Annotated in this window: 23 protein-coding genes; 6 read left to right on the forward strand and 17 right to left on the reverse strand. The window is 71.0% G+C overall.

The features are described from left to right. Window position 1 precedes the first annotated feature (1 nt). Together DLJ58_RS20580 and DLJ58_RS20585 are read right to left on the reverse strand one after the other, a co-directional pair. Window positions 2–1,021: a sulfotransferase gene (locus DLJ58_RS20580; protein WP_124858651.1), complete on the reverse strand. Its 1,020-nt coding sequence runs from the start codon at window positions 1,019–1,021 to the stop codon at window positions 2–4. Continuing rightward, window positions 1,018–2,301, reverse strand: a complete 1,284-nt coding sequence (locus tag DLJ58_RS20585; protein WP_158629614.1) for a glycosyltransferase family 4 protein — start codon at window positions 2,299–2,301, stop codon at window positions 1,018–1,020. Before DLJ58_RS20585 ends, DLJ58_RS20580 begins: the two co-directional genes overlap by 4 nt. Before the next feature lie 258 nt (window positions 2,302–2,559). Between DLJ58_RS20585 and DLJ58_RS20590 the strand changes: the two genes are divergently transcribed. From DLJ58_RS20590 to DLJ58_RS20600, 3 genes are read left to right on the forward strand one after another with little or no spacing between them, the layout of a single operon-like run. Next, window positions 2,560–3,522 (forward strand): sulfotransferase family protein, encoded by a 963-nt coding sequence (locus tag DLJ58_RS20590; protein ID WP_124858653.1) that lies wholly within the window; start codon window positions 2,560–2,562, stop codon window positions 3,520–3,522. Further along, complete coding sequence (locus DLJ58_RS20595; protein WP_124858654.1) at window positions 3,515–4,294, forward strand: sulfotransferase family protein; 780 nt, start codon at window positions 3,515–3,517, stop codon at window positions 4,292–4,294. The genes DLJ58_RS20590 and DLJ58_RS20595 overlap by 8 nt, the downstream gene beginning before the upstream one ends. Further along, window positions 4,291–5,772, forward strand: a complete 1,482-nt coding sequence (locus DLJ58_RS20600) for a hypothetical protein (protein ID WP_124858655.1) — start codon at window positions 4,291–4,293, stop codon at window positions 5,770–5,772. Before DLJ58_RS20595 ends, DLJ58_RS20600 begins: the two co-directional genes overlap by 4 nt. On the opposite strand, the gene DLJ58_RS20605 is transcribed toward DLJ58_RS20600, so the two are convergent. From DLJ58_RS20605 to DLJ58_RS20655, 11 genes are all read right to left on the reverse strand, one after another. After that, window positions 5,769–6,620 carry a sulfotransferase family protein gene (locus DLJ58_RS20605; RefSeq protein ID WP_158629615.1) on the reverse strand — a complete coding sequence of 284 codons (852 nt, stop codon included), beginning with the start codon at window positions 6,618–6,620 and terminating at the stop codon, window positions 5,769–5,771. The genes DLJ58_RS20600 and DLJ58_RS20605 overlap by 4 nt on opposite strands. Continuing rightward, window positions 6,617–8,215 (reverse strand): oligosaccharide flippase family protein, encoded by a 1,599-nt coding sequence (locus DLJ58_RS20610; RefSeq protein ID WP_124858657.1) that lies wholly within the window; start codon window positions 8,213–8,215, stop codon window positions 6,617–6,619. Before DLJ58_RS20610 ends, DLJ58_RS20605 begins: the two co-directional genes overlap by 4 nt. Window positions 8,216–8,237: 22 nt before the next feature. Then, the gene (locus DLJ58_RS20615; protein ID WP_124858658.1) at window positions 8,238–9,251 is read right to left on the reverse strand and encodes a Wzz/FepE/Etk N-terminal domain-containing protein; all 1,014 of its coding nucleotides are present in this window, start codon (window positions 9,249–9,251) and stop codon (window positions 8,238–8,240) included. A 24-nt stretch (window positions 9,252–9,275) separates the two neighbouring features. Then, window positions 9,276–10,733 carry an O-antigen ligase family protein gene (locus DLJ58_RS20620; RefSeq protein ID WP_124858659.1) on the reverse strand — a complete coding sequence of 486 codons (1,458 nt, stop codon included), beginning with the start codon at window positions 10,731–10,733 and terminating at the stop codon, window positions 9,276–9,278. A 180-nt stretch (window positions 10,734–10,913) separates the two neighbouring features. After that, window positions 10,914–12,206, reverse strand: a complete 1,293-nt coding sequence (locus DLJ58_RS20625; protein WP_124858660.1) for a glycosyltransferase family 4 protein — start codon at window positions 12,204–12,206, stop codon at window positions 10,914–10,916. Between the two features lie 103 nt (window positions 12,207–12,309). Continuing rightward, window positions 12,310–13,224 carry a sulfite exporter TauE/SafE family protein gene (locus DLJ58_RS20630; protein WP_124858661.1) on the reverse strand — a complete coding sequence of 305 codons (915 nt, stop codon included), beginning with the start codon at window positions 13,222–13,224 and terminating at the stop codon, window positions 12,310–12,312. After that, window positions 13,221–13,820 carry a rhodanese-like domain-containing protein gene (locus tag DLJ58_RS20635; RefSeq protein ID WP_124858662.1) on the reverse strand — a complete coding sequence of 200 codons (600 nt, stop codon included), beginning with the start codon at window positions 13,818–13,820 and terminating at the stop codon, window positions 13,221–13,223. Before DLJ58_RS20635 ends, DLJ58_RS20630 begins: the two co-directional genes overlap by 4 nt. Before the next feature lie 83 nt (window positions 13,821–13,903). Next, window positions 13,904–15,304: an MBL fold metallo-hydrolase gene (locus DLJ58_RS20640; protein ID WP_124858663.1), complete on the reverse strand. Its 1,401-nt coding sequence runs from the start codon at window positions 15,302–15,304 to the stop codon at window positions 13,904–13,906. Between the two features lie 128 nt (window positions 15,305–15,432). Further along, complete coding sequence (locus tag DLJ58_RS20645; RefSeq protein ID WP_124858664.1) at window positions 15,433–15,702, reverse strand: metal-sensitive transcriptional regulator; 270 nt, start codon at window positions 15,700–15,702, stop codon at window positions 15,433–15,435. Between the two features lie 151 nt (window positions 15,703–15,853). Further along, on the reverse strand, window positions 15,854–18,130 hold the full coding sequence (katG, locus tag DLJ58_RS20650; protein ID WP_124858665.1) for a catalase/peroxidase HPI: 2,277 nt from the start codon (window positions 18,128–18,130) through the stop codon (window positions 15,854–15,856). Then, a complete protein-coding gene (locus DLJ58_RS20655) occupies window positions 18,127–18,582 on the reverse strand; it encodes a Fur family transcriptional regulator (RefSeq protein ID WP_279635897.1) in 456 nt (151 codons plus the stop codon). Before DLJ58_RS20655 ends, katG begins: the two co-directional genes overlap by 4 nt. Before the next feature lie 198 nt (window positions 18,583–18,780). On the opposite strand from DLJ58_RS20655, the gene DLJ58_RS20660 reads away from it, so the two are divergent. From DLJ58_RS20660 to DLJ58_RS20670, 3 genes are all read left to right on the forward strand, one after another. Continuing rightward, window positions 18,781–19,188 carry a YciI family protein gene (locus DLJ58_RS20660; protein ID WP_124858667.1) on the forward strand — a complete coding sequence of 136 codons (408 nt, stop codon included), beginning with the start codon at window positions 18,781–18,783 and terminating at the stop codon, window positions 19,186–19,188. Between the two features lie 8 nt (window positions 19,189–19,196). Beyond that, window positions 19,197–20,342, forward strand: a complete 1,146-nt coding sequence (locus tag DLJ58_RS20665; RefSeq protein ID WP_124858672.1) for an RNA polymerase sigma factor — start codon at window positions 19,197–19,199, stop codon at window positions 20,340–20,342. Between the two features lie 431 nt (window positions 20,343–20,773). Continuing rightward, window positions 20,774–21,802, forward strand: a complete 1,029-nt coding sequence (locus tag DLJ58_RS20670) for a glycoside hydrolase family 11 protein (RefSeq protein ID WP_124858668.1) — start codon at window positions 20,774–20,776, stop codon at window positions 21,800–21,802. Window positions 21,803–22,057: 255 nt separating this feature from the next. Here DLJ58_RS20670 and DLJ58_RS34285 read toward each other — a convergent pair whose 3' ends face one another. The 4 genes from DLJ58_RS34285 to DLJ58_RS20690 form a co-directional block, all read right to left on the reverse strand. Then, complete coding sequence (locus tag DLJ58_RS34285) at window positions 22,058–23,491, reverse strand: serine/threonine-protein kinase (RefSeq protein WP_208741235.1); 1,434 nt, start codon at window positions 23,489–23,491, stop codon at window positions 22,058–22,060. Between the two features lie 125 nt (window positions 23,492–23,616). Further along, entirely contained in the window at window positions 23,617–24,510 is an 894-nt protein-coding gene (locus tag DLJ58_RS20680; RefSeq protein WP_124858669.1) for an SGNH/GDSL hydrolase family protein, read from the reverse strand. A gap of 308 nt (window positions 24,511–24,818) precedes the next feature. Next, the gene (locus DLJ58_RS20685; protein WP_124858670.1) at window positions 24,819–25,433 is read right to left on the reverse strand and encodes a dihydrofolate reductase family protein; all 615 of its coding nucleotides are present in this window, start codon (window positions 25,431–25,433) and stop codon (window positions 24,819–24,821) included. Window positions 25,434–25,754: 321 nt separating this feature from the next. Further along, window positions 25,755–26,652: glycoside hydrolase family 62 protein (locus tag DLJ58_RS20690; RefSeq protein WP_124858671.1), on the reverse strand; the 898-nt coding region annotated here is incomplete at its 5' end.

Genomic DNA, 26,652 nt, shown 5'->3' on the forward strand with positions numbered 1-26,652 from the left:
TTCAGCCTTCCTGCCGGGTGGCGGGTGACGGGGAAACGGCCGGGTCCGCGGCGAGGCGGCCGGCGGGAGAGGTGACCGCCGGGCGGCGCAACGGGTAGCCGAACCGGGTCAGGGCCACGGCGGTCAGCCCGGTCACCACGGCGTACGCGCGGGTGGGCAGCCCGGTCAGCCACTCGGTGTCGGCGACCACGTCGACCAGCCCGGTGCGGTGCCGCGACGGATTGCCGGCCACCGAGTGGGTGGGGGCGAGCCGTACCGTGGCCGGTGACGGAAACGGAAGCTCGTCGGGGGTCACGCCGACGAAGCCGGCGATCCGGGCGGTGGCGCCGGCCGGGTCGGTCACGAAGTCCTCGTACCGCACCCGCAGGTAGCGGCCGGGCGCGCGGCGGCGGCCGCCCCACAGTCGTACCGTCGCGGTGTTCCAGACCAGCCAGAGCAGCGCCGCCTTGCCGACGGGTGGTCGGCTCATCAGCTCATCGTCGGCGCGCCCGTCCAGTGGGCGTCGGCGACGCCAGGAGTACGCGGTGGCGCGCGGGTCGCGCACCACGTGCAGGACGTACAGGTCGATGCCGGGCAGGCTGCCGAGCAGGGCCCCGTACGGCGGCAGCTTGGAGGAGTCGACGATGACCCCGTCCGACCGGCCGGCCAGGGCGTGCTCGGCGATCGAGGCGTAGAGCCGGGCCAGCTGTGTGTCGTCGGGGTGACCCGCGACCGGCGGTTGCCCCCGACGCTGGCGGCGCAGCAGCGCGGGCAACCCCCGCAGCCGCAGCCGCTGGGCCAACCGGGCGGCGATCCCGGCCGGGTCGGCGTCGGGCAGGTCGGCGCGCACCCGGGCCCAGAGCGGGCAGTCGGCGACCGGAGAGCCGCAGCCGCAGGGCCGGTTCTCCAGGATGCCGCGTCGCCACAGGTATCGCAGCTCGCCCGCCGCGAAGAAACCCGGCAACTGTCCCAGGACCGTGGTCACCAGGGTGCTGCCACTGCGACCACTGCCGGCGAGGTAGAGCACCCGTACCGGGTTCACCGGGCCGCTCCCCCACCGGCGGTGGCCCGGCCGGCCCGCCGCCGCGACGGCAGCGCCTCGGCGGCCTCCGCGTACAGCCCACGGATCCGGTCCAGGTGCCGGTCCGGGGCGAACTGGGCGGCGATCTTCGCCCGGCCGGCCCGGCCCATCCGGTACGCCCGTTCGGGGTCGGCCAGGAGGTCGTTCAGCGCGTCGCCGAGGGCCGTCGGCGCGTCGGCGGCGACGACCCGGCCATCCACCTCCGGCTCGACCAGCTCGGGAAGCCCGCCCAGGTCGGTGGCGACCACCGGCACACCGCAGGCGAACGCCTCCAGCACCGCCATCGGTTGGTTCTCGTGCCACCGGGACGGAACGGCGACCACCGCCGCCGACCGGATCAGCTCGTGCAGGCGCGGCTTGTCGAGACGGCCGTGGAACCGGACCCGGCCGGGCACCCGCCGCGCGGCGAGCGCCTCCAACTCCGGGCGGGCCGGGCCGTCTCCGGCGATGTCCACGCTGACCCCGTCCGGCAGCGAGGCGGCCGCCTCGATCAGCACGTCGACACCCTTCTCCGGCGCCAGCCGCCCGGCGAAGACGACACCGCCGCCGGGCGTCTGCTTGGCCGCGACGCCGGTCAGGTCGACGAAGTGGTTGACCACCCGCAACCGGTCCGGGTACACGCCCGCGCGGCGCATCACATCGGCCAGGAACCCGCTCGGGCTCACGAAAAGCTGCACCGGGTCGTACGCGTCGAACTGGCGGTGCAACCAGGACTCCACGGCGAGCAGGCCACTGCGGGACAGCGATCCGTCCTTGCAGCGGCGACGGGCCGCCTGCAACGGGCCACCGGTGACGCACGCCTGGCAGGGGCGGCCCCGGTCCAGCAGTTGGTAGCTCGGGCAGGCGAGCTTGTAGTCGTGCATGGTCAGCACGCACGGCACACCGGCGGCGCGGGCCGCGGCGAGCACCGACGGGGAGAGCTGGTGGTAGATGTTGTGCAGGTGCAGCACGTCCGGTCGAAAGTCGTCGATCACCCGGGCCAGCCCACGGCGGCTCGTCGGTGACCACAGCATCCGGCCGACGGCCACCGCGCGGGGCCGCACCCCGCTCGGCGCCGGCTCCAACTCCACTTCGGACGGGAACCGCGCCGCGTACGGCAGGGGCGACTCGTTCTCCGGGTGGCTCATGCCGAAGTAGGCGACCGTGTCGCCGGCAGCCCGTTGCAGGTCGGCGAGATCGAGCAGATACCCCTCCGCGCCGCCACGGCGGTAGAGGAACTTGTTCACATGCAGCACGCGCATCGACTCGCCCTGCTCACGTCGATCGGGCGAACCGGGCCCGGAGGTGATGACCGGGGTCTGCCCGCCCCGGCCAGGGCCCACGGTATGCAGGGCGGGTCGGCGAGTCCAGTTCACGTTTGGCATGTGGCTGAACGGGTGATCTTCGTCTGCCCGTGCGGTCCGCGGCCTGGCATCCCGCCATGATCTCCCGATAGCCTGGCTGCCGCCGGTCGCACCCGCTCAGATGTAGGGCCGGGCCGGTGTCCGACGAGGAGGACCGTGGCAGCCGACGACGAGGTCTCCGCGCTCGCGTACACCGCGCGGCGGGTCCGGCGGCATCTGCGCTGGGCCCGTACCGAGGGGATCGGACGGCTCATCGAGGAGGACCGCCTCAACCCGGTCGAGCGGATCGGCACCACCCTGGCGAAGCGACGCTGGCGACGGCGGGCCGGCCGGGCGCCCGGCTCGGCGATGCCGGTCTATCTGGTCGGTCTGCAACGCTCCGGCACGAACATGCTGGTCCGGGGCCTGGACGCCGCCGGAGAGGTCGAGGTCCGCAACGAGAACGACAGCACCGTCTTCCACCGCTTCCAACTGCGCCCGGACCCGGTGCTGACCGCCACCCTCAATCGCAGCCGGCACGCGTACGTCCTGGTCAAGCCACTCTGCGAGAGCCACCGCGTGGACGAGTTGCTGGCCCTGCCGGGGGTGACGCCGGGGCGCGCGCTCTGGGTCTACCGCGACGTCGACGACCGGGCCCGCTCCGAGGTCGCCAAGTTCGGTGACGCGAACCTGCGGGCCCTGCGCGCGATCGCCGACGGCAGCATCGGCCGCCGGTGGCAGGGGCAACGCCTCGACGCCGACACGGTCGAGCTGATCCGGGCCCACGACCCGCAGGGGTTGGATCCGCACAGCGGCGCGGCGCTGTTCTGGTACGTCCGCAACTCACTGTTCTTCCAGCTCGGTCTGGACCGACGGCCCGACGTGCTGCTCTGCCGCTACGACAGCCTGGTCGCGGAGCCCGCCGCGCAGCTCCGACGGCTCTGCGCCTTCCTCGACTTCCCCTACCATCCCCGGCTGCACGCGCACATCGCCCCGCGCACGGCGCACGGCGCGGCGGGCGACCGACGGCTACCGATCGACCCGGGCGTCCGGGCCCGCTGCGACGAGCTGACCGACCGGCTCGACCGCGCCGCGGCCGACGTCCGATCCGAGACGACGAAGGCGGTCGACAGTGGCTGAGACCGGAACCAGTACCGCGCCGATCTTCCTGGTCGGCTGCCAACGGTCGGGCACCACGATGGTGCGCCTCGTCCTGGACTCGCACTCGCGGATCAGTTGCGGCCCGGAGACCCGGTTCCTGCCGGACCTGCGACGGATCGTCGGCCGGGACTGGGAACGACTGGCCCGCTTCGGCTTTCCGCGCGAGGACTGGCTGCGCCGGATCCGGGACTTCTTCGGCGGCGTGCACGCCGACTACGCCGCCGCGCGGGGCAAGACCCGGTGGGCCGACAAGACCCCGCTGTACGCGATGTCGCTCGACTTCGTCACCGAGGTCTTCCCGGACGCCCAGATCGTGCACCTCATCCGGGACGGACGCGACGTGGTGGTCTCGCACCGCAAACGGTTCGGCTACTGGTCAGCGGTGAAGTGCGTGGTGAAGTGGCCGCGCTACATCCGCGCCGCGCGGGCGGCCGGCGCCGCCCTGCCGGCGGACCGCTACTACGAGCTGCGGTACGAGCAGGCGGTCAGCGAGCCGGAGAAGGCGATGCGGGGCCTCTTCGAGTTCCTCGGCGAGCCCTGGGAGGACGGCATCCTCGACTACGAGAGCAAGCAGCACGACGTGGCCCAGAAGTACACCACCGAGGCGGAACGACGACGCGCGGCGGTGGGCGACACCGCGCCGATCTACGGCTCCCGGGTGGGCAGCTACCGCCGCGAACTCGACCCGTTCCTCCGCCTGCTGGTCTGGGTCTTCTCCGGTCCGACCCTGCGCGCGCTGGGCTACCGGTGAGCCGCCCCGGCCGGCTGCGCGCGGTCGCCACCGCCGTCGCCGCCACGCTCCTGCTCACCGCCGGCTGCACCGCCGGCGGCGACGATCCGCCACCGGCGGCCACCCCCACCGCGGCGGCGGCGCCCGGAGCCGGCACCCCGGGGCGCACCGCCGACCAGGTGAGCAACCCGTTCGGCGCGCACTGGGACTGGTCGCGGTACCAGCAGTTCGAGCCGTACCTACGCCGGCTCGCCGGGTCGGCGACGTACGAGGAGATCTCCTGGTGCGAGATCGAACGAACCTCGGGGCAGGTCGACTGGGCCGGGCTGGACGAGATCGCCTCGCGCAGCCGGGAGCTGGGCATCACCCTGCACCTGAAGATCCGCACCGGCGTGTGCTGGGCGACCGGTGGCACCGCCCGCTACACCCGGGGAACGGCGAACAAGACCGAGTCGGCCATGCCCACCGATCTCGGCGCGTACCAGCGGTTCGTCCGCTCGGTGGTGCAGCGCTACGGCCCGTACGGGGTGCGGGAGTACGCCATCGAGAACGAGGTCAACGCGCCGAGCTACTGGGCCGGCAGCCCCGAGGATTACGCGCGGCTGGTCCGGGCCGCCGCCGAGACGATCCGCGCGACCGACCCGAAGGCGAGGGTGGTCGACTCCGGCATCAGCAGCGTCGCGTACGGCATGGGTGTCGCCGACCGGTTGGTGCGCGCCGGTCGGGTGCCCGAGGCCATCGCCGCCTACCAGGCGTACTTCCAACGTCGGGTCGGCACCCGGGGGCAGCAGATCCCGGCGGTGACCGGGGAGGCGCAGCTGCGCCGGGCACTCGGCACCGAGACCAACAGCCGCAGCCTGCGCTTCCTGGCGGTGACCGAGTCGCTGCTGACCGACCGCACCGTCGACGTCCGCCAGGTGCACTTCTACGAGCACTTCAGCGGGGTGGCCCCGCTGCTGGACTACCTGCGGGCCACCACACCGCCGGGTGTGCCGATCCAGGCGTGGGAGGTCGGGCAGTTCTGGCGCGACGGCGACGGTGACCCGGCCAGTCGGGCGGCGGAGATGGTCAAGACGGTCACCCTGCTGGTCGCCGGCGGGATCGGCGAGATCAGTTGGCTGCCGTTGGCGTACAACCCGAACAACGCCGCCGGCAGCGAGGTCCGCTACGGCCTGCTCGACCCGGACGGCGCCGAACGGGACGCCGGCCGGATGCTGGCCGCCCTGGCCGACGCGGCCCGGGACGCCACCGTCACCCCGCTGCCCGCCCCGGTGGCCGGCAGACTGCACGGGGTCGCGTTCGTCCGGGGCGGGTCGAGCACGCTGGTGCTCTGGTCGGCGTCGAACAGGCCGGTGACCGTGCCGGCGACACCGGGCGGACGGACCGGGGCGGTGGGTTCCCCGCTCGGCGCGGCCGGCGGCGGCACCACGGTGACCGACGTCCCCGTCCTGCTCCGCGCCGACCAGCCGGTGGACCGGATCCTCGCCACCGTCCGCTAGCCGGGCCAGGGATCGGGCCAGCCGAGCAGGGCGGCAAGGCGAGCGTTGTGCGGCGCGAAGTGCGCGCCCAGCCGGTCCCGCAGGGCCGGGGTCAGTTCGGAGACGCCAGGGTCGACGCGACGGGTGTGCCGGGTGAACACCTCCAGGGTGAAGGCCGGCAGGCCGAGGAAGCGCAGCATGTCGCCGTACGTGCCGGCCGGGTCGGCGTGCAGGTCCTCGGTCCGGGCGACGTGGATCCGCTCCCGCGGGACCTGCGCGAACCACCGGTCCAACTGCTCGGCGTAGCGACCCCGGGCCGCGTACGAATAATTGCGCAACGCCCGGTGCGCGGCGGCGCTGTCCGGGCCGCCGCGCGTCGCCCGGGCCAGCCGCTCCTCCTCCGCGTCGAGCGCGTCGGCGAAGGACAGCGGCTCCAAGCCGTACGAGCGGGTGTGCAGGTAGTGCGAGTACGCCCGCTGCACCGGATCGCGCAGCAGGACGACGAAGCGGGCCTGCGGCAGGGTCGCCGCGACCCGGGCCGGCACGCTCGGATGGAACAGGTAGTAGGGGCTCGCCTCGAACGTCCGCTCGCCCGGGGCGAGGCGCGGGAAGTGCCCCCGGTACCACCGCACCCCCCGACCGTGGTGGACGCTGAAGTACTGCAACTCCTTGCCGCTGGCCACCCTGACCTGGGGATGCGCGGCGAGATGGTGGTACAGCGACGTGGTGCCGCAGCGCTGCCCACCGATCACCAGGAAGTCGGGCAGCGGACCGGGCTCTCCCGGCCGGGCCGCGCGTCCCCAGGCCCGCGCCGCGCGTACCCCCCGGCGCAGCCGGTCGGTGACCTGACGCCGCGCGACGCCGGTCACGAGCGGACCACGGGGCGGTCGGCGCCCACACCGGCACCGTCGGCGGGGCCGGCAGGGTCGGCCGGGACGCGTCGACCATTTCGGCGGGTCACCGAGCGCAACACCATGACGTCCTCCCGACTGAGCCCGAGGGCGAGCACCACGGCGAGGTACGCCACCACGATCGCGGCCAGACCGACCGCGAGCTGCGCGGTCCCGCCCTCGACCAACCACCGCACACCGAACCCGACGCCCATCGCGACCAGCGCGGCGACCAGGCCCTTCACCATGCCCGGGGTCACCGGCACGGTGTGCACCTGCGTGCGCACCTGCCAGACCCGTGCGACGTTCACCGCCGCCAACGACACCGCCCAGGCCACGGCCGCGCCGAGAATGCCGTACGCCGGGATGAGCCAGAGGTTGAGCAGGACGTTGAGCAGCAGGGCCGCCAGGTTGTCCATCATGTTGACCGAGACCCGGCCGGACATGTTCAGCAGCGTCCCGCAGGGCCCGGTGGCGGCGTTGACGAGCTGGCCGAGCGCCAGCACCACCGTCACCGCCGCACCGCCGGCCAGACCCGGCCCGCCGACCAGCCGCAGCAACTGCTCCGGGAAGACCAGCAACGCCACGAAGGCCGGCAACGACAGCCGGAGCACCCAACCGGTGGCGACCCGGTAGATCCGGCGGACCTCGTCCAGTCGACCCTGGTGGTAGAGGTGCGCCAGGTGCGGACCGAACGAGGCGTTCACCGGTGCCAGCACGAACACCGCGATCGTGACCAGCCGGGTCGCCACGTGGTAGACGCCGATCGCGTCGGGACCGTAGTCGAAGAAGCCGAGCAGCAACGCGTCCACCCAGATCAGCCCGGTGGACGACAGCGAGGAGACCCAGCTGACGGTGGAGAACCGAAACAGCTCGCCCGGCCGGTACGCGGGACGGGCGGCGGGCACCCGGCGCACCATCCGGGCGAGCGCCACGAGGGCGAGTCCGGCAGCGCTCCAGCTCGCCGCCACCAGCGCCCAGAATGCGCCGGTCAGGCCCGCCCCGAGGACGAGTGCCAGCGCGGTGAGCACCAGCCGGGCGGCCGGCTCGTAGACCTGGCCGATGAGCGCGTAGGCCCGTTGCGTACGCCAACCCCGGGTCGCCGCGAGCGCGGCCTCGCAGACGGTGGCGGCGGGCAGGCAGAGCGCCGCCAACCGCAGCCCGGTGGTGAGCTGCGGATCGTGCAGGGCGTCGGCGAGCCACGGTGCGCCGACCGCCAGACCGAGGGCGATCACTGTGGACGCCACGGCCGAGATGCCGATCCCGAGGCGGATCGCGCCCCGGAGGGCGGCCGGCTCGTCGTCGGCGAGGTGCACCGCCACGAAACGCGTCAGCCCGGCGCGGAAACCGGAGAGCGAGAGCAGCCCCAGCAGCGACAGCACGGCGTAGACCTGGGCGTACCGGCCGAGTTCGCGTACACCCAGCACCCGGGCCAGCAACAGCATGACCAGGAAGAGCGCCACCTGGCTGAGCACGGCGCTGCCCAGGTTCAGCACACCGCCGCGGGCCATGCCGCGTACCTGCTGGTCGCCGGCCTCCGGCGCGGCCGACGACCGGCCGGTCACCTCGCGCATCCAGCGGCCCGTTCTCCGACGGTCACGGCCGTGCCGCGGTCACGGTCTCCGCCGGTGCCGGAGAGGCCGCGGTGGTCGCCGCCGGGGCCACCGGCCGAGCGGCGGCACGACCCCGGGAGAGCAGTTCGAGTACGCCCACCAGCAGCACCCCGAGCAGCAGACCCGCGCCGCCCACCGGCAGGGCGGTGCGCACCAGCTCCGTCATCCGGCTCACCTCGTGCGCCTCGCCGATGCTGGTCACCTGCTTCGGATCGGCGGCCTGGGCCTGCGCCCGCGCCGCCTGCAACCCCTCCCGTGCCTGGGACAGGGCGTTGGTCGCCGCGTCCCGCTGGGCGAGCAGGGCCTGGTAGTCGGGGAGCTTCGGCCCCAGCTCGTCGAGCTTCTTCTGGGCGGCGGTGATCGCGGCGGTCGCCGCGTCGACACCTCGGCCGTTGCCGACCGCCTGCATGGAAAGCTGCTGCTGGCGCAGGCTGGTCAGCTCGCCCAGCGTGGCCTGGTAGATCCGGTCCGGCTGGGAGACCTTGTTCGTCTTCTCCCACTCACCGATCGCCTTGGTCGCCGCGGTGACGTCGGCGTTGGCCGCCTCGACCTCACCGGTGGCGATGCCGACCTGGGAGGAGAAGAGGAAGGCCAGCGCCCGGGTGGTGGTCGCGGTCAGCACCGGCGCGACCTTCGCCCGGTCGCCGGCGGTGTACGTGACCTCCAACTGGCTGCTCGCGCCGACCTGGGTGATGGCGAGCCCGTCGCGCAACCGCTCCGGCGGCACCCCGGTGTCAGCGGCCACGTCGGCGAGGACGCGGGGCGAGGTGACCGCCGCGCCGAACGCCGCGACGAACTGGTTCGCCGCCTGCGTACCGGTGTACTGCGTCCCGGCTGCGCCGCCCACCAACGCCGGCGCCGCCACGTACGCGGTCCCGCTGAACTGCTGTGGCGCGAACAGGACGATGGCGGCCGCGGCGCCGGTGGCGAGCACCGGCACCCCCACGAGTACCCAGAGGCGCCGCCGGGCGACCCGCAGGTAGTCGACGATCTCCACTTTTTCCCCAATGCTGTCGTTCAGTCAAACCGGGACGGACGTGCCTCGTGGCTGCTCGCCGGTCAGGTTCGGAGCCGGTTGGCGGGCGATCACGCTGGCCGCCGCGGCGAACGCGACGAAGTACCAGAGGGTGACCACGTTGGAAATGACGTTGGAGGCGGCGCTGACCGCCACGAACGCGGCGGCGCAGCCGGTGAACCCGACGGCGACGCCACGCTCGAAGCTGCCCGGAGGCGCGCGCCGCAGCGCGGTCCGGGCGGTGTGCAGAAAGGCGAACAACATCAGCAGGTACGCCCCGAGACCGAGCAGCCCGGTCTCCACGTACGCCCGCAGGAAGTCGTTGTGCGGCTTCTTCGCCTCGTCGGTCTCACGCTGGGTCATGTTCGGCCCGATGCCGGTCACCGGGTTCCGGTCGGCGAGCGTGACGATCTCGGTCCAGTAGCCGATCCGCCAGGCCAGGGTGTTTCCGGTCGGGTCTCCGCCGACCGCGCGCGACGTACCGAGTTGGGCGAAGCGTTCCCCGACGGCGGGCACCAGGGCCACCCCGGCGACCGCCACCACGCAGAGGGTGACCAGCATCCGCTTGCTGCGGTGCAGCGCCGCGACCACCACCAGGCCGATCGCCGCGCCGAGCAGGGCGCTGCGGGTGTTGGTGAGCAGCAGGAACAGCAGTGAGAGCGCGAGCAGCACCCCGAGGGACGCCCGCAGGCGACGATCCAGGAAGCGGTACACGGCGAACCCGAAGATCACCATGAACATCAGGTAGCGGCCGAACGTGGTCGACTGGCTGAACGTGCCGCTGATCCGGGTGAAGTCACCCTTCACCTCGGCTGGCGGGTTGCCGAGCAGCGACAGCACGACGGTGTAGCCCAGCGCCAGCACCAGCGAGGCGTAGCAGGCGAGCAGGACCCGGCGGATCGCCGCGGTGTCCGGCATGAGTTGTTCCAGCACCACGAACATCACCACCACGGTGAGGATCCGCAGCGCCTCCAACAGGCTGTTCGCCGGCCGGCTGGCACCGAGGGCGCTGACCACGCTGCTGGCGCCGACGAGCAGCATGGCCCAGCTGAGCGGGGAGCCGCGCAGCCGCCCGTGCCGGCTGAGCTGTGCGGCCAGCCAGAGCCCGGCGGCGAGGAGGAACAGCACCGCGAGCAGGGTGGAGGGGTCCACCGCCCGGGCCGTTCCGGCGGAGTCGGCCTGGCCGGCGCTCGGGCCGGTCAGCTTGAACAGGTCGACGCAGGAGCGCACCGCGAGCATCAGCAGCACGTACCCGGCGAACCGGGTCAGCGCGAGGACGGCCACCGCGATCCCCGCGACCGCCGCGAGCGGCAGCACCATGCCCCTGCGGTCACCGGCCGCCATGGAGACACCAGCGACCACCGCCAGGACCGCGGCGGCCAGCGCCGCTCCGCCGGTGAACAGGCGGGTCGGGTCGAGCCGCCTGGTCATGAGCGGGGTGACCTGCTGCGTGTGTTGTTCCACTGATCCCACTGAATTGAATCGGCGTTGCCCGGCCGCTGCCGGGCGCGGCCAACCGATGTCCTCCCGGCACAAGATCGGTTCAATCTAGTCCTGTCACCTCGACGGCAGAAGGGGCCGTTGCACCGACTGCTCCGTCCTCCGGGGGGCTGATCCGACACTCCCCTGGCTGACGCCGCCCGGTCAGTCGGCGGCCCCCGCCTGTCGTGCCCTGGATCGTCGGCCGGGCTCCGGAGCCAGCCGGAGATAGAGCTGTTCCAACTCACGGGCGGCAGTGTCCCAGCTGTACCTGCTGGTGATCCGCTCGCCCAGCGCCACGGCACCGGCGCGTTCGCCCGGCAGGTCGGCGAGCAGCGACGTCAACACCCGGACCAGGTCGTCCTCGTCGCCGTCGCGGAACAACCGCCCGCCGGCGGCGTCGGCCTTGAGCACCTCGACGTGCGGCGCGATGTCGCTGGCGACCACCGGCAGCCTGTACGCGGCCGCCTCCAGCAACGTCAACGGCAGTCCCTCCAACCGGGACGGTTGGACGAAGCCGGCGGCACCGGCGTACAGCTCGGCGAGCAGGTCACCGTAGGCGAACCCGGTGAAGACGATCCGGTCGTCCGCGCCGGCTTCCCGGCGCAGCCGGTCCACGAAGTCGTCGGTGAACGACGACCCGCCGACGATCGCCAGGCGCATCGGGGTCTCGGTCCGGCGGAAGGCCCGGATCAGCAGGTCGGCCGCCTTCTCCGGAACCAGCCGACCGACCAGCAGCAGGTAGCCGCCGGGGGTCAGCCCGAACCGCTCCCGGATCTGACGGGTCCGCGCCGGTCGGGCCGGGTTCACGCCGTTCGGGATGTAGGTCGTCGGACGGCCGAACCGGGCTGAGTAGTGGGCGGCGAGCCCTTGGGAGACCGCGACCCGCTGGTGCGGGACGTACCCGCTGAACCAGTGGGCGCTGCCCAGCACCGCCCGCGCGGCGAGCCCCCACTTGCTCCGCTGGTTGTCCAGCCCGTGCACGGTCAGCACCACGCGCGCCCGGGACAGGGCACGCGGGAGCGGGGCGACCAGGGCCGGCCCGAGCCCGTGGTAGTGCACGATGTCGGGCCGCGCGGTCATCGCCGCCATGGTCGAGGTCGCCGCGTGCACGATGGCGTCGAGGTGCTTGCTGGCGATCGTGTGGGTCTGGCGCAGCCGTACGCCCCGGTAGCCGTCGGCGGGTGTCTCGCCGTAGCTGCGACGGCAGTAGACCGTGACCTCGTGCCCGTAGCTGGCGAGGCGGCTGGCCATCTCCTCCACGTGCCGTTCGATCCCGCCGTAGGTCGCCGGGATCCCCTTCTGGCCGATCATCGCGATCCGCAGCGGACGCCAGGCGACGGCGCTGTCGGCGACGCCCGCTCGGGACCGCCGGGCGGGGACCAACCGCTGCCGGGGTATCGCAGGGCTTGCGGCGTGCTGGTCCACGTCCTCGGCCTGCAGGTCGGGATGGGCCACGTTGACTCCCTGCGTGACTAGGTCCGCGCCCGCCACCCGGGCAGATCAACACCTTGCCACGAACAGGCCCGTCCGCCACTTGATCACGTAGATAAAAAATCCATCAGTGGGAATCGTTACCCATGGAATGCCGTCCGGATGACACCGAGGTGGACGGTGGTGGCGACTGCGCCTGCCTCCGGCCCTTCAGCACGGTGAACACGACGGAGATCGCGGCGGCGACGCCAACGCCGGCCCAGAGCAGCGGGTTGGTCCGCAGGTCTTCGGGCAGTTGCTGACCGAGGACGAACACGCCCATCGCCACGACGAACCAGCCGAACGCCTTGCGCAGGATGTCCTCCGGGATCCGACCGGTGAACCGTCCACCGGCGAAGCTGCCCGCGATGGCGGCGACGGTGACCGCTGCCGCGAGGCCCCAGTTGATAGGCACACTGGACAGGTAGCCGGCCAGGCCAGCGATGGACTTCATGGCGATCACCACCAGCGAGGTGCCGACCGCGACCGGCATCGGCAGGCCACCGAGCAGCGCCAGGGCGGGCACCACCAGGAAGCCACCGCCGGCGCCGACCAGGCCGGTCACCAGTCCAACCACCACACCGTCGAGGATCACCCGTAGCACCGGCAGCTCGTGCGGCACCGCCCTGCCGTCGGCGTTGCGCCTCCCGCGGATCATCGCGACTGCGGTGGCGAGCATCATCACGGCGAACCCGGTGAGCAGTAATCCGGCCGGAATGAACTCGGCCAGGCGGCCACCGGCGTAGGCGCCGGTCATGCCGGCGAAGCCGAAGATCAGGCCGGTGCGCCAGCGCACCCGATGGGCGCGGGCGTGCGGAATGACGCCCACCGCGCTGGTGGCGCCGACGACGAGCAGCGAGGTCGCGATGGCTTCTTTCACGGGCAGGTCAGCGACGTAGACCAGCAGCGGCACGGCCAGAACCGATCCGCCACCTCCGAGCAACCCCAGACTGACCCCGATCAGCACGGCCAGTCCGATGGTCAGTGCCAGGGTCGGAGTCACACGCGTTCACCGGTCCTGTCGCGCAACTGGCCGACGATGGTGCCCACGTCACGGCTGGCGCCCCGGTTGTACGGCAGTTTGCCGAGCATCATCCCCATGGCGCAGGTGTTGGTGACGGCCGCGAAGGTTAGACCGGCGCCGATGAACCCGGCCACCCATTTCAGCTGCGGTACGAACACCGAGCCGAGAACGCTGACCAGCACGATCGAGCCGGCGACGAGACGAACCTGGCGTTCGAGGTCCCAGCGAGGGGCGCCATGTTTGATTGGCGCGCCGGCCGCCTGCCAGGCCATGATGCCGCCGTCGAGGACCTTCAGGTTCGGCAGGCCGACGCCAGCCAGGGTCTGCTGGGCCTGAGTGGCGCGGGCACCGGAGCGACAGACCAGAACGACGTCCTCGTCCAGATGGTCACGCAACTCCTGGCGGTGCTCCTTGAGCAGGTCTAGCGGCACGTTGTAGGAGCCGGGGATGTGCGACGTCTCAAACTCCGCCGGGGTACGCACGTCCAGCACGCGTGGCGCGTGGCCGGAGTTCATCAACTCCCGCAGGCCGGTGGCATCGAGGGTGCCGCGGCGGTTGGTTTCGGAAGGGCTCATTTCTCCTCTTTCACGGATGAGTTGCCAGATGTCACGGCAGGGGGATGCCGGGCGGCACCGGCCGGTGGTTCGGACTGTGCAGGTCAGGCGGCGGTGACCGTCTTCAGGCCGGCGGTCTTCGCCTGGTCGAACGTGTCATTGATGACGACCACCTCGCGGCCGGCGTTCGCCAGCAGGGAGCCGGCGGCGGTGGCCCGGTAGCCGGAACCGCAGTGCACCCAGACCGCCCCGTCCGGTACGTCGACCAGCCGCTGGGGCAGGTCGGGCAGCGGAATGTGCACGGCGCCGTCGATGTGGCTGGTTCGCCATTCGTTTGTCATCCGCACGTCGAGGACCACGTCCGCGCCAGGCAGACCGGCAGGGACGTGGCCCTCCCGGGCCGCCGCGAGGGCCACGAAGTCCGACATCCGCAGTTCCCGCAGCTGACCGGGATCAGCCGCCCACTGCTCGGCTTTGCCGGTGGCCTGCGCGGCCGGGCGGTCGATACCGATGCGGACCAGTTCGCGTTGAGCGTCGGCGACCTGCTGCGGGGTCTCGGCGAGCAGGGTGATCGGCACCCTCCACTCGATCAGCCAACCGAGCCAGGTGGCCATCGGGCCGTCCAGGCCGAGGCTGACCGTGCCGGCCAGATGGGAGGCGGCATACGCCTTGCGGTGCCGCAGATCCACCACCCACTCCCCCTCGGCCATCCGCTCGCGCAGTTCGGCGGCGTCGGCGCGGGTCACCGGGGTGAGGTCGACCTGGGCCGGTCCGGCCAGGTTCTGCACGCCCATGTGGGCGTAGTACGCCGGGTAGGCGTCGAGACCGGCGAGGGTCTCGGTGACGAAGTCGTCCGCCACCAGCCTCAGCACCTGGTTCTTCTCCTTCTCCCGGCCGATCGTCGACTCCGGCGCGTCCGACTGGCTGGCCGAGCAGAAGCTGCCGAATCCGTGCGTCGGCCACACTTCGGCCCCGTCGGGTAGCAGATCCGCCAGCCGCTTCGCCGAGGCGTGCTGGTGGTGGGCCAACTCGTGAGCGTGCTGCTCGCCCAGCAGATCGGTCCGGCCCGTCGTGCCGAACAGCAGTGACCCGCCGGTGAAGACACCGGCCGGCCGCCAACCGCCGCCGGTGGCCTCGTCCAGGACGTACGACAGGTGGTGGAAGGTGTGACCGGGAGTGCCGATCACCCGCAGTCGTAGCAAGTCGGAGACGATCACCTGGTCGCCGTCGGAGACCGGCGTCCGCTCGAATCGGACCTCGTCGGCCGCGGCCACCAGGTACTGGGCACCGGTGATCCGGGCAATGTCCAGCCCGCCGGAGACGTAGTCGTTGTGGATGTGCGTTTCCAGGACGTGGGTGATGCGGACGCCCAATGCCCCCGCGAGGTACATCACGCGGTCGATGTCGCGCTGGGGGTCGATCACGATCGCCACCCGCCCGTCGGAGGCGAGGTAGCTGCGATCACCGAGGGAGGACGTCTCAACGATGGAGACCTGAACTGCCATGCCCTACTCCTTCACATGTCATGCTGCATACCCCCGGGGGTATGCAGCAGACAGACTGACGCCTTGTTGTTGACCTGTGCATTCCCACCCACGCCGCAACCGCGCGACGTGGGTGGGCTCGTTTCGTCTCAGGCGAGCGCCAGGAAGAGCTTCTCCAACTCCTCCTCGGTCATCTCCGGCTCTTCGCCACGATCACGCGCCGCGCCGCAGTGCCGCATGCCCGAGGCGATGATCTTGAAACCCGCCCGGTCGATCGCTTTGGAGACAGCGGCGAGCTGGGTCAGCGCCTCGCGACAGTCCTGGCCGCTCTCCATCATCTCGATAACCGCGTTGAGCTGCCCACGAGCCCGCTTGAGCCTGGTCAGCGCATCCGACGTCATCTCCGGTCGAAGTTTCATCGACACCTCCTCCGTCGAGGATACCCCCGGGGGTATAAGTTTCGCCAACCATACCCCGATCGGCCACGTGCAACTGGCCACAGCCGGGAAAGGCCGACGAGCCCCGGCCAATCCCCTGAAGGATCGGCCGAGGCTCGTCGGTGGCGACGTGTCAGACGAGATCGAACCGGTCGAGCTCCATGACCTTGGTCCAGGCGGCCACGAAGTCCGCCACGAACTTGTCGCGGGCGTCCTGGCTGGCGTAGACCTCGGCGAGGGCTCGCAGCTGCGAGTTGGACCCGAAGATGAGGTCGACCGCGGTGGCGGTCCACTTCACCTCATCGGTGGCCAGGTCGCGGATCTCGTACACGTGCTCGTCGGACTTCGACGCGCTCCACCGGGTGCCCGGGGAGAGCAGGTTGGCGAAGAAGTCGTTGGTGAGCACGCCAGGCCGGTCGGTGAGCACACCGTGCTGGCTGCCACCGACGTTGGCGCCGAGGGAACGCAGACCGCCGATGAGGACGGTCATCTCGGGCGCGGTCAGGTTGAGCATGTAGGCCCGGTCGATGAGCAGCACCTCCGGCTGGGTCTTCTCGCCGGGACGCAGGTAGTTGCGGAAACCGTCGGCGCGCGGCTCCATGACCCGGAACGACTCGGTGTCGGTCTGCTCCTGGGTCGCGTCGGTGCGGCCCGCCCGGAACGGAACGGTCACCTCGACGCCGGCGTCCCGCGCCCCCTTCTCGACGGCGGCCGAACCGGCCAGCACGATCAGGTCGGCGAGCGAGATCTTCGCGCCGCCAGCGGAGTTGAACTCCTGCTGGATGCCCTCAAGGGTGGTGAGGACGGTCGCAAGCTGCTCCGGCTGGTTGACCTCCCAGTTGCGCTGCGGCTCGAGACGGATCCGCGCGCCGTTGGCGCCACCGCGCTTGTCGGTGTGCCGGAAGCTCGCGGCAGAGGCCCAGGCGGTGGAGACCAGCTGGTCGATCGTGAGACCGGACTCCAGGACCTTCGCCTTGAGTGCGGCGATGTCGGCGTCGCCCACCAGCTCGTGGTCGACGGCCGGCACCGGGTCCTGCCAGAGCTGCGGCTCGGCCACCCACGGCCCGAGGAAGCGCTCGATCGGGCCCATGTCGCGGTGCAGCAGCTTGTACCACGCCTTGGCGAAGGCCAGCGCGAACTGGTCGGGGTTCTCCAGGAAGCGGCGGGAGATCTTCTCGTACGCCGGGTCGACGCGCAGCGACAGGTCCGTCGTGAGCATCGTCGGCCGGTGCTTCTTCGCCGGGTCGAACGGGTCCGGGATGATCGCCTCGGCGTCCTTGGCGACCCACTGCTTCGCGCCGCCGGGGCTGGTGGTCAGCTCCCACTCGTAGCCGAAGAGGATCTCGAAGAAGCGGTTGCTCCACTGCGTCGGCACGTCGGTCCACGTCACCTCGAGACCACTGGTGATCGTGTCCGCGCCCTTGCCGCTGCCGTGGGTGCTCAGCCAACCGAGGCCCTGTGCCTCCAGCGGGGCGCCCTCGGGCTCCGGACCCACGTGGTTGTCGGCGACGCCGGCACCGTGGGTCTTACCGAAGGTGTGGCCACCCGCGATGAGGGCGACGGTCTCCTCGTCGTTCATCGCCATCCGGGCGAAGGTCTCGCGGATGAAGTGCGCCGCCGCGAGCGGGTCGGCGTTGCCGCGGGGGCCCTCCGGGTTGACGTAGATGAGACCCATCTCGGTCGCCCCGACGCCAGCCGCCATCTCCTTCTCGGAGGCGTAGCGCTCGTCGCCGAGCCAGGTGTCCTCCGGACCCCAGAAGATCTCCTCGGGCTCCCACACGTCCTCGCGACCGAAACCGAAGCCGAAGGTCTTGAAGCCCATCGACTCCAGGGCGACGTTACCGGCGAGCACGATCAGGTCGGCCCAGGAGATCTTCTGGCCGTACTTCTGCTTGACCGGCCAGAGCAGCCGGCGGGCCTTGTCGAGGTTGGCGTTGTCCGGCCAGCTGTTGAGCGGAGCGAAACGCTGACCACCGTCGCCGGCGCCACCGCGACCGTCCTCGATGCGGTACGTGCCGGCGGAGTGCCAGCTCATCCGGATCATCAGGCCGCCGTAGTGGCCGAAGTCGGCCGGCCACCAGTCCTGCGAGGTGGTGAGGGCCTCGGTGATGTCGCGCTTGAGGGCCTCGACGTCGAGCTTGGCGAACTCCTTGGCGTAGCTGAAGTCCTCGCCCAGCGGGTTGCCCTTGTTCGAGTGGGCGTGCAGCACCGAGAGGTCGAGCTGGTTGGGCCACCAGTCCCGGTTGGTGCGCGGACGACCGCCGGTCTTCGGGGTCGGCGAGTCGATCGCCGGGTTCTCACTCTCGCTGCCGTGCGCGGTCACCGAGTCGTGCGCGACCGGGCAGCCGGCGGCTGCCTTCTTGTCCACGCCCTGCGCACTGGTGGGGCCGTTGTCCTGGGTGTCGCTCATGTACTTCCTTCCGAGCTTGCGGATCTCTGGGGCGTACGTTCGGTCGCACAGTCGGGGCAGGTGCCCCAATAGACGACCTCCGCCTCGTCGACCACGAAACCATGGTCGTTCGAGGCGGTGAGACAGGGAGCGTGGCCGACGGCGCAGTCGACGTCGGCGATGGCGCCGCAGGAGCGGCACACGACATGGTGGTGGTTGTCCGCGACCCGGGACTCGTAGCGGGCGGTCGCCCCGGCCGGCTGGATGCGCCGCACCAGACCGGCGTCGGTGAGCACCCGCAGCACGTCGTACACCGCTTGGTGGGAGACCGTGGGATGGTCCGCGCGGACCAGCGCGATCACCGCGTCGGTGCCGGCGTGCGGGTGGTCGCGCAGCGCCGCGAGCACCGCCAGTCGAGGCCGGGTCACGCGCAGCGAGGCGGCCCGCAGTTGCACCTCGAAGTCGGACATCACTTGACGAACACTAGCTCACTTTTTTGGAACGAATCAAGTTTTGCGCCGGCCGGTGGCGCCCCGATGTCGGACGATTCACCCGAGGTTAACCTGCGGGAGGGAAAAAACCGGACAGCCATGTCGAGAAGCGCCGACCGGCTCCGTCCCCGGAGTGAACGTGACCACGATGGGTCACGGCCAGCAACGAGGAGCATCACGATGGCGAAGTACCTGCTGCTCAAGCACTACCGGGGCGGCCCGGCCACAGTGAACGACGTGCCGATGGACCAGTGGACCCCGGCGGAGATCTCGGCCCACATGCAGTACATGCGCGACTTCGCGGCCCGACTCGAGGGAACCGGCGAGTTCGTCGACGGTCAGGCACTCGCCCCGGAGGGAGCGTGGGTCCGGTACGACGGCGAGGGTCGCCCGCCGGTCACCGACGGCCCCTTCGCGGAGACCAAGGATCTCATCGCTGGCTGGATGGTGATCGACGTCGACAGCTACGACCGGGCGGTCGAGCTGGCCGGGGAACTGTCGGCCGCTCCGGGGGCAGGCGGCAAGCCGATCCACGAGTGGCTGGAGCTTCGCCCGTTTTTGAGTGAGCCGCCCACCATCACGGAGTGACGACTCCGATGGACGAGACGCTGCTGCGGAGCCTCACGCCGAGCGTCCTCGGGATCCTCGTCCGCCGCGGAATCGACTTCGCGGCGGCCGAGGACGCCGTGCAGGACGCCCTGGTCGAGGCGGTCCGCGTCTGGCCGGCCGACCCGCCGCGCGACCCGAAGGGCTGGCTGACCACGGTGGCGTGGCGACGGTTCCTCGACGCGGCCCGCGCCGACGCCGCGCGCCGTCGGCGGGAGGATCTCGTCGACGAGGAGCCGGCGCCGGGGCCCGCTCCCACGGTGGACGACACGCTCCAGCTCTACTTTCTGTGCGCCCACCCGTCGCTGACGCCGTCGTCCGCGGTCGCGCTCACGCTCCGTGCCGTCGGCGGGCTGACCACCCGGCAGATCGCCCATGCCTACCTGGTGCCCGAGGCGACCATGGCGCAGCGCATCAGCCGGGCGAAGCGCACCGTCTCCGGGCTGCGCCTCGACCGACCCGGTGACGTCGCCACCGTGCTGCGCGTCCTCTACCTGGTCTTCAACGAGGGGTACTCCGGTGACGTGGACCTCGCCGCCGAAGCCATCCGGCTCACCCGGCAACTCGCGGCCGCGATCGACCACCCCGAGGTGGCGGGGCTGCTCGCCCTCATGCTGTTGCACCACGCCAGGCGCGCCGCCCGGACCGCGCCCGACGGCAGCCTGGTACCGCTCGCCGAGCAGGACCGCAGCCGCTGGGACACCCGGTCGATCGCCGAGGGCGTCGAGATCCTGCAGGCGGCCCTGGCCCGCGACCAACTGGGCGAGTTCCAGGCCCAGGCCGCCATCGCGGCGCTGCACGCGGACGCGCCCACCGCCGCCGAGACCGACTGGGTGCAGATCGTGGAGTGGTACGACGAACTCGCGCGCCTGACCGGGAACCCGGTCGTACGACTCAACCGCGCGGTGGCAGTCGGTGAGGCCGACGGCCCCAGGGCCGGCCTGACGGCGCTCGCGGCGGTGGACGACGCACTGCCCCGGTACTCGGCGGTGGCGGCGTACCTGCACGAGCGCGACGGCGATCCGGCAACGGCGGCACGGCTGTACGTCGAGGCCGCCCAGCAGGCCCCCAACCTCGCCGAACGCGACCATCTGACCCGCCAGGCCGCCCGGCTCAACGCCCTACGCCGTCGCTGACCGCCCGGGCAACGGGAGCGTCTGCCCGTACCACTGGCCACGGCCGGGACACCTGGTCCGGAAAGTCTCCGGAACTTCCGGCAGCTCCCACCCCGACCGATGTTCGGCTGTTCCGACGCCGCGGTGACCGGCCCGGACTCTGATCGACTACTGACCTGTATGGATGCTGCTCCGAAGATGACAGCGGTGTGGCCACGCTGTTTCCGGAAATTGTTGACAAGTCGACGGCCGGGTTAATACGGTCGCCATCGACGGCGCTCGATTGTCGTCAGCACCAGCCACCACGACCCACTTCTCCGGTCGTCGTGCAGGACGACCGGCCCACCACCACCGAGCGGTACGACGCCGTGGCCGTTACCCGACCACCGGCAGCCTGCCGAGGCGTACCGCGCCGCTGGCCCCCGCCAGCCGTCAGAGGAGGCAACAGTTCCATGACCGACACCAGCCACACCAAACCGAGAGGCCGCGGCCGCATGCGGTTGCTCCTGGGCGCCGCATGCGCCGCCGTCGTGGCCGTCGCCGGCACCATGACGGCCACCAACGCGTACGCCGAGGCCGACCGGACCCTCACGTCGAACCTCACCGGCACGCACAACGGGTACTACTTCTCGTTCTGGAAGGACAGCGGCAACGCCAGCATGACGCTGCGCGCCGACGGCCGCTACACCAGCAGTTGGGACAGGAGCACCAACAACTGGGTCGGCGGCAAGGGTTGGGCCACCGGCAACCGCCGGACGGTCACCTACTCGGGCAGCTACAACCCGGGCAACAACAACACCTACCTCGCCCTGTACGGATGGACGCGCAACCCGCTGATCGAGTACTACGTGGTGGAGAACTTCGGCAGCTACAACCCGAGCAGCGGCGCACAGCGGATGGGCACGGTCACCACTGACGGCGGCACCTACGACATCCTCCGCAGCCAGCGGGTCAACGCCCCGTCGATCGACGGCAACCAGACGTTCTACCAGTTCTGGAGCGTCCGCCAGCAGAAGCGCTCGAGTGGCACCATCACCACCGCCAACCACTTCGACGCCTGGGCCCGGGCCGGCCTGAACCTCGGCACCAACCACAGCTACCAGGTCATGGCCACCGAGGGTTACCAGAGCAGCGGAAGCTCCGACATCACCGTCCGGGAGGGCAGCGGCGGTGGCAACCCGACCACTCCCCCGCCCACCACCGGCAACCCGGGGACCGGAAACTGCAACGCGACGATCTCCGCCGGCCAGCAGTGGGGTGACCGGTTCAACCTCAACGTCGCGGTCAGCGGCACCAACAACTGGGTCGTCAGCCTCGGCCTCGGTGGCGGCCAGAGCATTCAGAACAGCTGGAACGCCGCCGTCAACGGCAACAGCGGCACCGTCACCGCGACGCCGAACGGCAACGGCAACAACTTCGGCGTAACGATCATGGCCAACGGCAACTGGAACTGGCCGACGATCAGCTGTCGCACCAGTTGACCCCGATCAGTTCCTGACATCGAACCACTGGCGTGGCGGCTTCGGTCGCCACGCCAGTGGGCGTTGCGCGGGCAACCCCCCGCCCGCCTCGGCGTCCATGACGGCCGCGGGCAGACCCCGCTCGACGTACCCTTTGCTCTGCACCCGCCGAGGCACCACCGGCCCACAGCTGGATGGCGCTTCCGCGGGTGCAGAGCAAAGGGCCAATCTTGCGGCACGGTCCAGCCGCGAGACCGTTGTCGTTGCCGCATTCCGCTACACCTGCGGCACCGTGGTCTCTCCTCCGGCCGTCGACTCCTCCGCCGACGGTTCCGAGGTTGGGTCCGCCGCTGCGTCCTCCGTCGTCCCCGTGGTCGGTGCCGCTGTCGTTCCGCCCGTCGGGGCTTCCGTCGGCTCCGCAGGAGCGCTCTCGGACGCGGTGGGACCGGGCATATCCGCAGTGCTTTCACCGGACGGCGTCGATGGGTCCACCGCCCCCTCGCCCGCGGCCCGGGAAGGCGTCGGGGTCGCGGAGCCGGGCGCCCGGACCGGCATGCCCGCGGAACTGCGGGTAGCGGGTTCACCGCCGCCGACGCCGGGGCCCGGTTCCCGCTGGGACGGCACCGTTGGCGACACCGCGGGCGGCACCACGGAAGGCGTCGACGGGCGCCCGGTCGGGCCGGGCATGATCCCGATGGGATCGGCGAACACCAGGACGGCAGCCGCGGCGGCCAAGGATCCGAGAAGCACCGCGAGCGCTCTGGGCCCAGGAGTGACGGCCCGGCTCACCGTGCCGCCGGGGGCCGACCGCCGGGCATCCGTGACCTCGGTCCGCACCCCGATCTCGGTCGCCCCAGCCGCGGTGGCCAGCAGGTGGTCGGACGGGGCCGCGAGTGCCTGCGCCACCCTGGCCATGGCCGCTGCCGTCGGAAAGCGGTCTGCGGGCTCCTTGGCCATCGCGGTGGCGACCACACGCCGGACCTCCGCCGGAACGTCCTCGGGCAGCGGCGACGGTTCCTCTGCGAGATGCCGCAGCGCCACCGCGACGGCATTCTCGCCCTGGTGCGGCGGCCGCCCGGCGAGGCAGTGGTAGACGACAGCCCCCAGCGCGTAGATGTCGATCGCCGGTGTGGTCTCGTTCTTCGCGACCTGCTCGGGTGCCATGTACAGGGCGGTGCCGACGATCTGGTTCGCTCCGGTCAGGCTCGTCGCTTCCCGCGTCACCGCAACACCGAAATCGACGAGTACGACGTGTCCGTCCGGCTCGATGATCAGATTGCTGGGTTTGACGTCACGGTGGACGACACCGGCGTCATGCGCGGCCTGCAGAGCACGGGCGGACTGCGCGGCGATCGACATCGTCTCGGCCACGTCCAGCCGGCCGACCTCGGCGATCCGCTCCGACAACGGCTGCCCCTGCACGCATTCCATCACGATGTAGGCGAGGACCGGCGCTCCGGACTGGACCACCTCACCGTAGTCGTAGACCTGGGCGACACCCGGGTGACGCAGGGCTGCCATGGCCCGCGCCTCGCGCCGGAACCGCTCACCGAAGCCGCCGTCGGTAGCCAACCGAGGTTGCAGCATCTTGACCGCCACGCACCGGTCGAGGGTTTCGTCGACCGCCCGCCACACGTCACCCATTCCGCCGCTGGCGATGCTTTCGACCAGGCGGTAACGGTCTCCGAGGACTTGCCCCACATTCGGCATAGCTTTCGGTACCCCGGACTCCTCGATCTCAAGCACATCGAGTCTGGGCACCGCCGCGCGGCGCACCGAAGGCGTGACCCGCCCCGCCGCTGTCGGCGGGGCGGGCTCGGCCGTTTACGGCTCGGTCAGCTGTTCAACCGGGCGATCAGGGCGGTGGCCATGCCCTGCTCACCTCGGGCGTTGGGGTGGAACGGCGCGGCCGAGTTCTGCGGCACCAGACCCTCGACCCACCGGGTGCCGCTGCCCTTGCACGCGTCGCGGCCGATCGACGGGGTGTAGACATCGGCGTAGGTGGCGCCGTTGGCGCTCGCGACGCTGGCCAGCATCGCGTTGAGCGACTTCTCCACGCCACGCAGGTACGGCACGTCCTGGTAGGCGATCGGAACGACCGGCCAGCAGCCGTAACCGCTGTCTGGCAGGATCGCCGGATAGCCCAGCACCACGACCCGCGCGCCCGGTGCGGCACGCCGGACCGCCTGGAGCACGGCGGTGATCTTCGGCGTGGCGGCGACGATCCGCGCCTGCAACTGGTCGACACCTCCGGCGGTGTACCGGTTCTTGCACGGAGATCCGAGCGGGCTGCTGACACTCGCCTCCGCGCAGTCGCCGATGATGCCGGCGAAACCGATGTCGTTGCCGCCGATCTGCACCGTCACCAGCGACGTGTTCGCCGTGACCGCGTTGAGCTGCGGCGGCAACGTGATGCCCAGTTGGCCACTACCGCCGTAGAGGATGTCGTCGGTGGTAGCGCCGGAGCAGCTCACGTCGGCGAACGACGACGAGCCGGCGGACGCCGCCACCAGCGACGGGTAGTTGCGGTTGGACCGCAGGCAGTTGAGGTCGACCTGGGTGGGGACCAGCGGACCTGCGGTGTACGAGTCACCCAACGCGACGTAACGGCCGGTGGGCACGGCGGCGCTGGCGGGGGTGGCGACGGTGAGCAGCACGCCGGCGGTGGCCAGGACGAGTGCGGCCAACCGGGTGGCTGCCCGCAGGCGGGGCAGGCGGGGACGGGTCATGGAGTCTCCCAGGAGGGATCAGGGGTGGTGGTGCCCAAGATCCTGTCGCCGTCGACGCCCACCGTCAATATCGATGACCCTCACTAAATACCGGTCCGGAGTGTGGGATGAATCGGTGGTGGTCAATCCAGTGGTGCGTACCACCGGGCACCGGTGACCCGGATCCGCCGGGACTGCTTGCGGTTCCACTCCACTCGCATGCCGTGCTTGCGGAGCACCGGAACGCGACCACGGCGCGATCTTCACACGGGCTTGTGACGGCCTCGGACCGGGAACGGCCGGCGCGGCGGCCGTTCCCGAAACGCGCACTAGTTTCCGGCGGGCACCTGGTCCTTGATCTCGTCGTAGCCGACCGGAGTCGGTGCCGGGCCCGGCGCGTAGATCACCCGGAGGACGCCGGTCGGGAACGCTTCCGAAGCCACCAGTCGCAGGTAATACGCCACGTCGCCCTCGTCGAACAGCTTGCGGCCCTTGCGCGCGGCCACCGGATGCACCAGCAGACGCAGCTCGTCGACCAGGCCGGCCGCGAGCAGTTGCTGCACCACGGAGATCGACCCGGGGATGAGGATTGCCCGGACGCCGGCATCGGCCTTGAGCGCGGTGACGGCGGCGAGGAGCTCCCCCTTGATCAGCTCGGAGTTGCGCCAGGAGAACTCCAGCGGCTGGCGCGAGACGACGACCTTGCGCATGTCGCCGAGTTGCTTGGCGAACGGCGCGTCGTCGCCACCCGCGGCCTCCCGGCCGGGCCAGGCCCCGGCGAAGCTGTCGTACGTCTCGCGGCCGATGAGCAGCACATCGGCGGGGTCATAGTCCTCGGTGACGGCGCGGCCCATGTTCTCGTCGAAGTACGGGAAGTGCCAGTCAGGGTCGATCTCGGCCACACCGTCGGCCGAGATGAACAGCGTGGAGATGACCTTTGCCATCGTGGGGTTCCCTTCGAGTCGGGTGATGTTCGACCGGCGCATCGTCCCAAACTCGTCAGCCACAGGCCGCCCCGATGGTGCGTGTCGTATCCCGTCTTTGTCAGCCAGACGTCACGGGAGTGATCCAATGCCGAAATTGTTGCTTCGCAGCTCACACGACACCCCGACTTCCAGGAACCCGAGTGGGTCAAGCGCCGGACCGGGCGAGGCAGGTCCCAACCGGGGACGCCAGAGGATCAACCGCACTCGGAGTGGTGCGGGCGAGCTCGGCGTGGCGCCGAGCCCGCCCGTTGCGGGTCAGTCGAGCGTGATCAAACAGGGTCAGCGCTGCAGGGTCAGCAGACCCGGGCGGTACGGCAGGAGGCCGTAGTCGCCGCCGGAGTTGGGGGAACGGCCCTGGTAGAGCAGTTGCAGGTTGCAGGCGTTGACGGTCATGGTCTGGTCGGCGTTGGTGCGCAGCAGCTCACCGTGGCTGATGTCGTTGGTCCAGGTGGCGCCGCTGTTGGCCTTGCCGGCGAACGGGTTGCTCTCACTGGTGGCCTGCGGCGTCCACGAACCGCCCAGGCTGCTGGCGGTGAACGACCGGAAGTAGCGCCCGTTCGAGCCGATGGCCTCGACGATCATGAGGTACTTGTTCAGGCCCTGGAGCTTGTAGACCTGAACGGCCTCGAACAGGTTGTTCGTGGTGTCACTCATGATGGTCGTGTAGTTGGAGCCGAAGCTGCCCGGGAAGTTCCCGATCGGCATGCTGGCCCGGTAGATCTTGCCGTTGTCACCGGCGAAGAACAGGTACATGTTCGTGCCGTCACCGATGACCGCCTGATCGATCGGGCCGGTACCGGAGCCGGTGATACTTCCGCTGAACAGCGTCTGCGCCGACGACCAACCGTTCGGGTTGGTCGGGTCGGTCGAGGTCCGGTAGGAGAACGCCGGCCCACCCCACTGGTAGGCCAGCACCCAGATGTTGCGCGGCGCGAAGTAGAACAGCGACGGCGCGACGGTCGCGTTGTTCATCGCGTTCTGGCTGGCCGAGCCCATCTGCGAGTAGTTCGAGAAGAGGCCGAAGTTCATCGAGCCCCACCGGGTGCCGGTGTCGTGGGTGGTGGCGTAGACGAGTTGCTGGCCGTTGTAGGGGGCGACGGTGAAGTCCTTCAGCGACACCCAGCCCGACCTCGGGTTGGCCAACACCCCGGTGGAGGACCACCGGTACGTCGAGGGA

The organism is Micromonospora arida, assembly GCF_003857035.1.
Classification (GTDB): Bacteria; Actinomycetota; Actinomycetes; order Mycobacteriales; family Micromonosporaceae; genus Micromonospora; species Micromonospora arida.

Coding starts and splice junctions, on each gene's coding strand:
- DLJ58_RS20685 (WP_124858670.1), bottom strand. CDS start 25,433: ATGGCAAAGGTCATCTCCACGCTGTTCATCTCGGCCGACGGTGTGGCC.
- DLJ58_RS20645 (WP_124858664.1), bottom strand. CDS start 15,702: ATGAAACTTCGACCGGAGATGACGTCGGATGCGCTGACCAGGCTCAAG.
- DLJ58_RS34285 (WP_208741235.1), bottom strand. CDS start 23,491: ATGCCGAATGTGGGGCAAGTCCTCGGAGACCGTTACCGCCTGGTCGAA.
- DLJ58_RS20585 (WP_158629614.1), bottom strand. CDS start 2,301: ATGCGCGTGCTGCATGTGAACAAGTTCCTCTACCGCCGTGGCGGCGCG.
- DLJ58_RS20640 (WP_124858663.1), bottom strand. CDS start 15,304: ATGGCAGTTCAGGTCTCCATCGTTGAGACGTCCTCCCTCGGTGATCGC.
- DLJ58_RS20610 (WP_124858657.1), bottom strand. CDS start 8,215: ATGCGCGAGGTGACCGGCCGGTCGTCGGCCGCGCCGGAGGCCGGCGAC.
- DLJ58_RS20635 (WP_124858662.1), bottom strand. CDS start 13,820: ATGAGCCCTTCCGAAACCAACCGCCGCGGCACCCTCGATGCCACCGGC.
- DLJ58_RS20665 (WP_124858672.1), top strand. CDS start 19,197: ATGGACGAGACGCTGCTGCGGAGCCTCACGCCGAGCGTCCTCGGGATC.
- DLJ58_RS20670 (WP_124858668.1), top strand. CDS start 20,774: ATGACCGACACCAGCCACACCAAACCGAGAGGCCGCGGCCGCATGCGG.
- katG (WP_124858665.1), bottom strand. CDS start 18,130: ATGAGCGACACCCAGGACAACGGCCCCACCAGTGCGCAGGGCGTGGAC.
- DLJ58_RS20680 (WP_124858669.1), bottom strand. CDS start 24,510: ATGACCCGTCCCCGCCTGCCCCGCCTGCGGGCAGCCACCCGGTTGGCC.
- DLJ58_RS20660 (WP_124858667.1), top strand. CDS start 18,781: ATGGCGAAGTACCTGCTGCTCAAGCACTACCGGGGCGGCCCGGCCACA.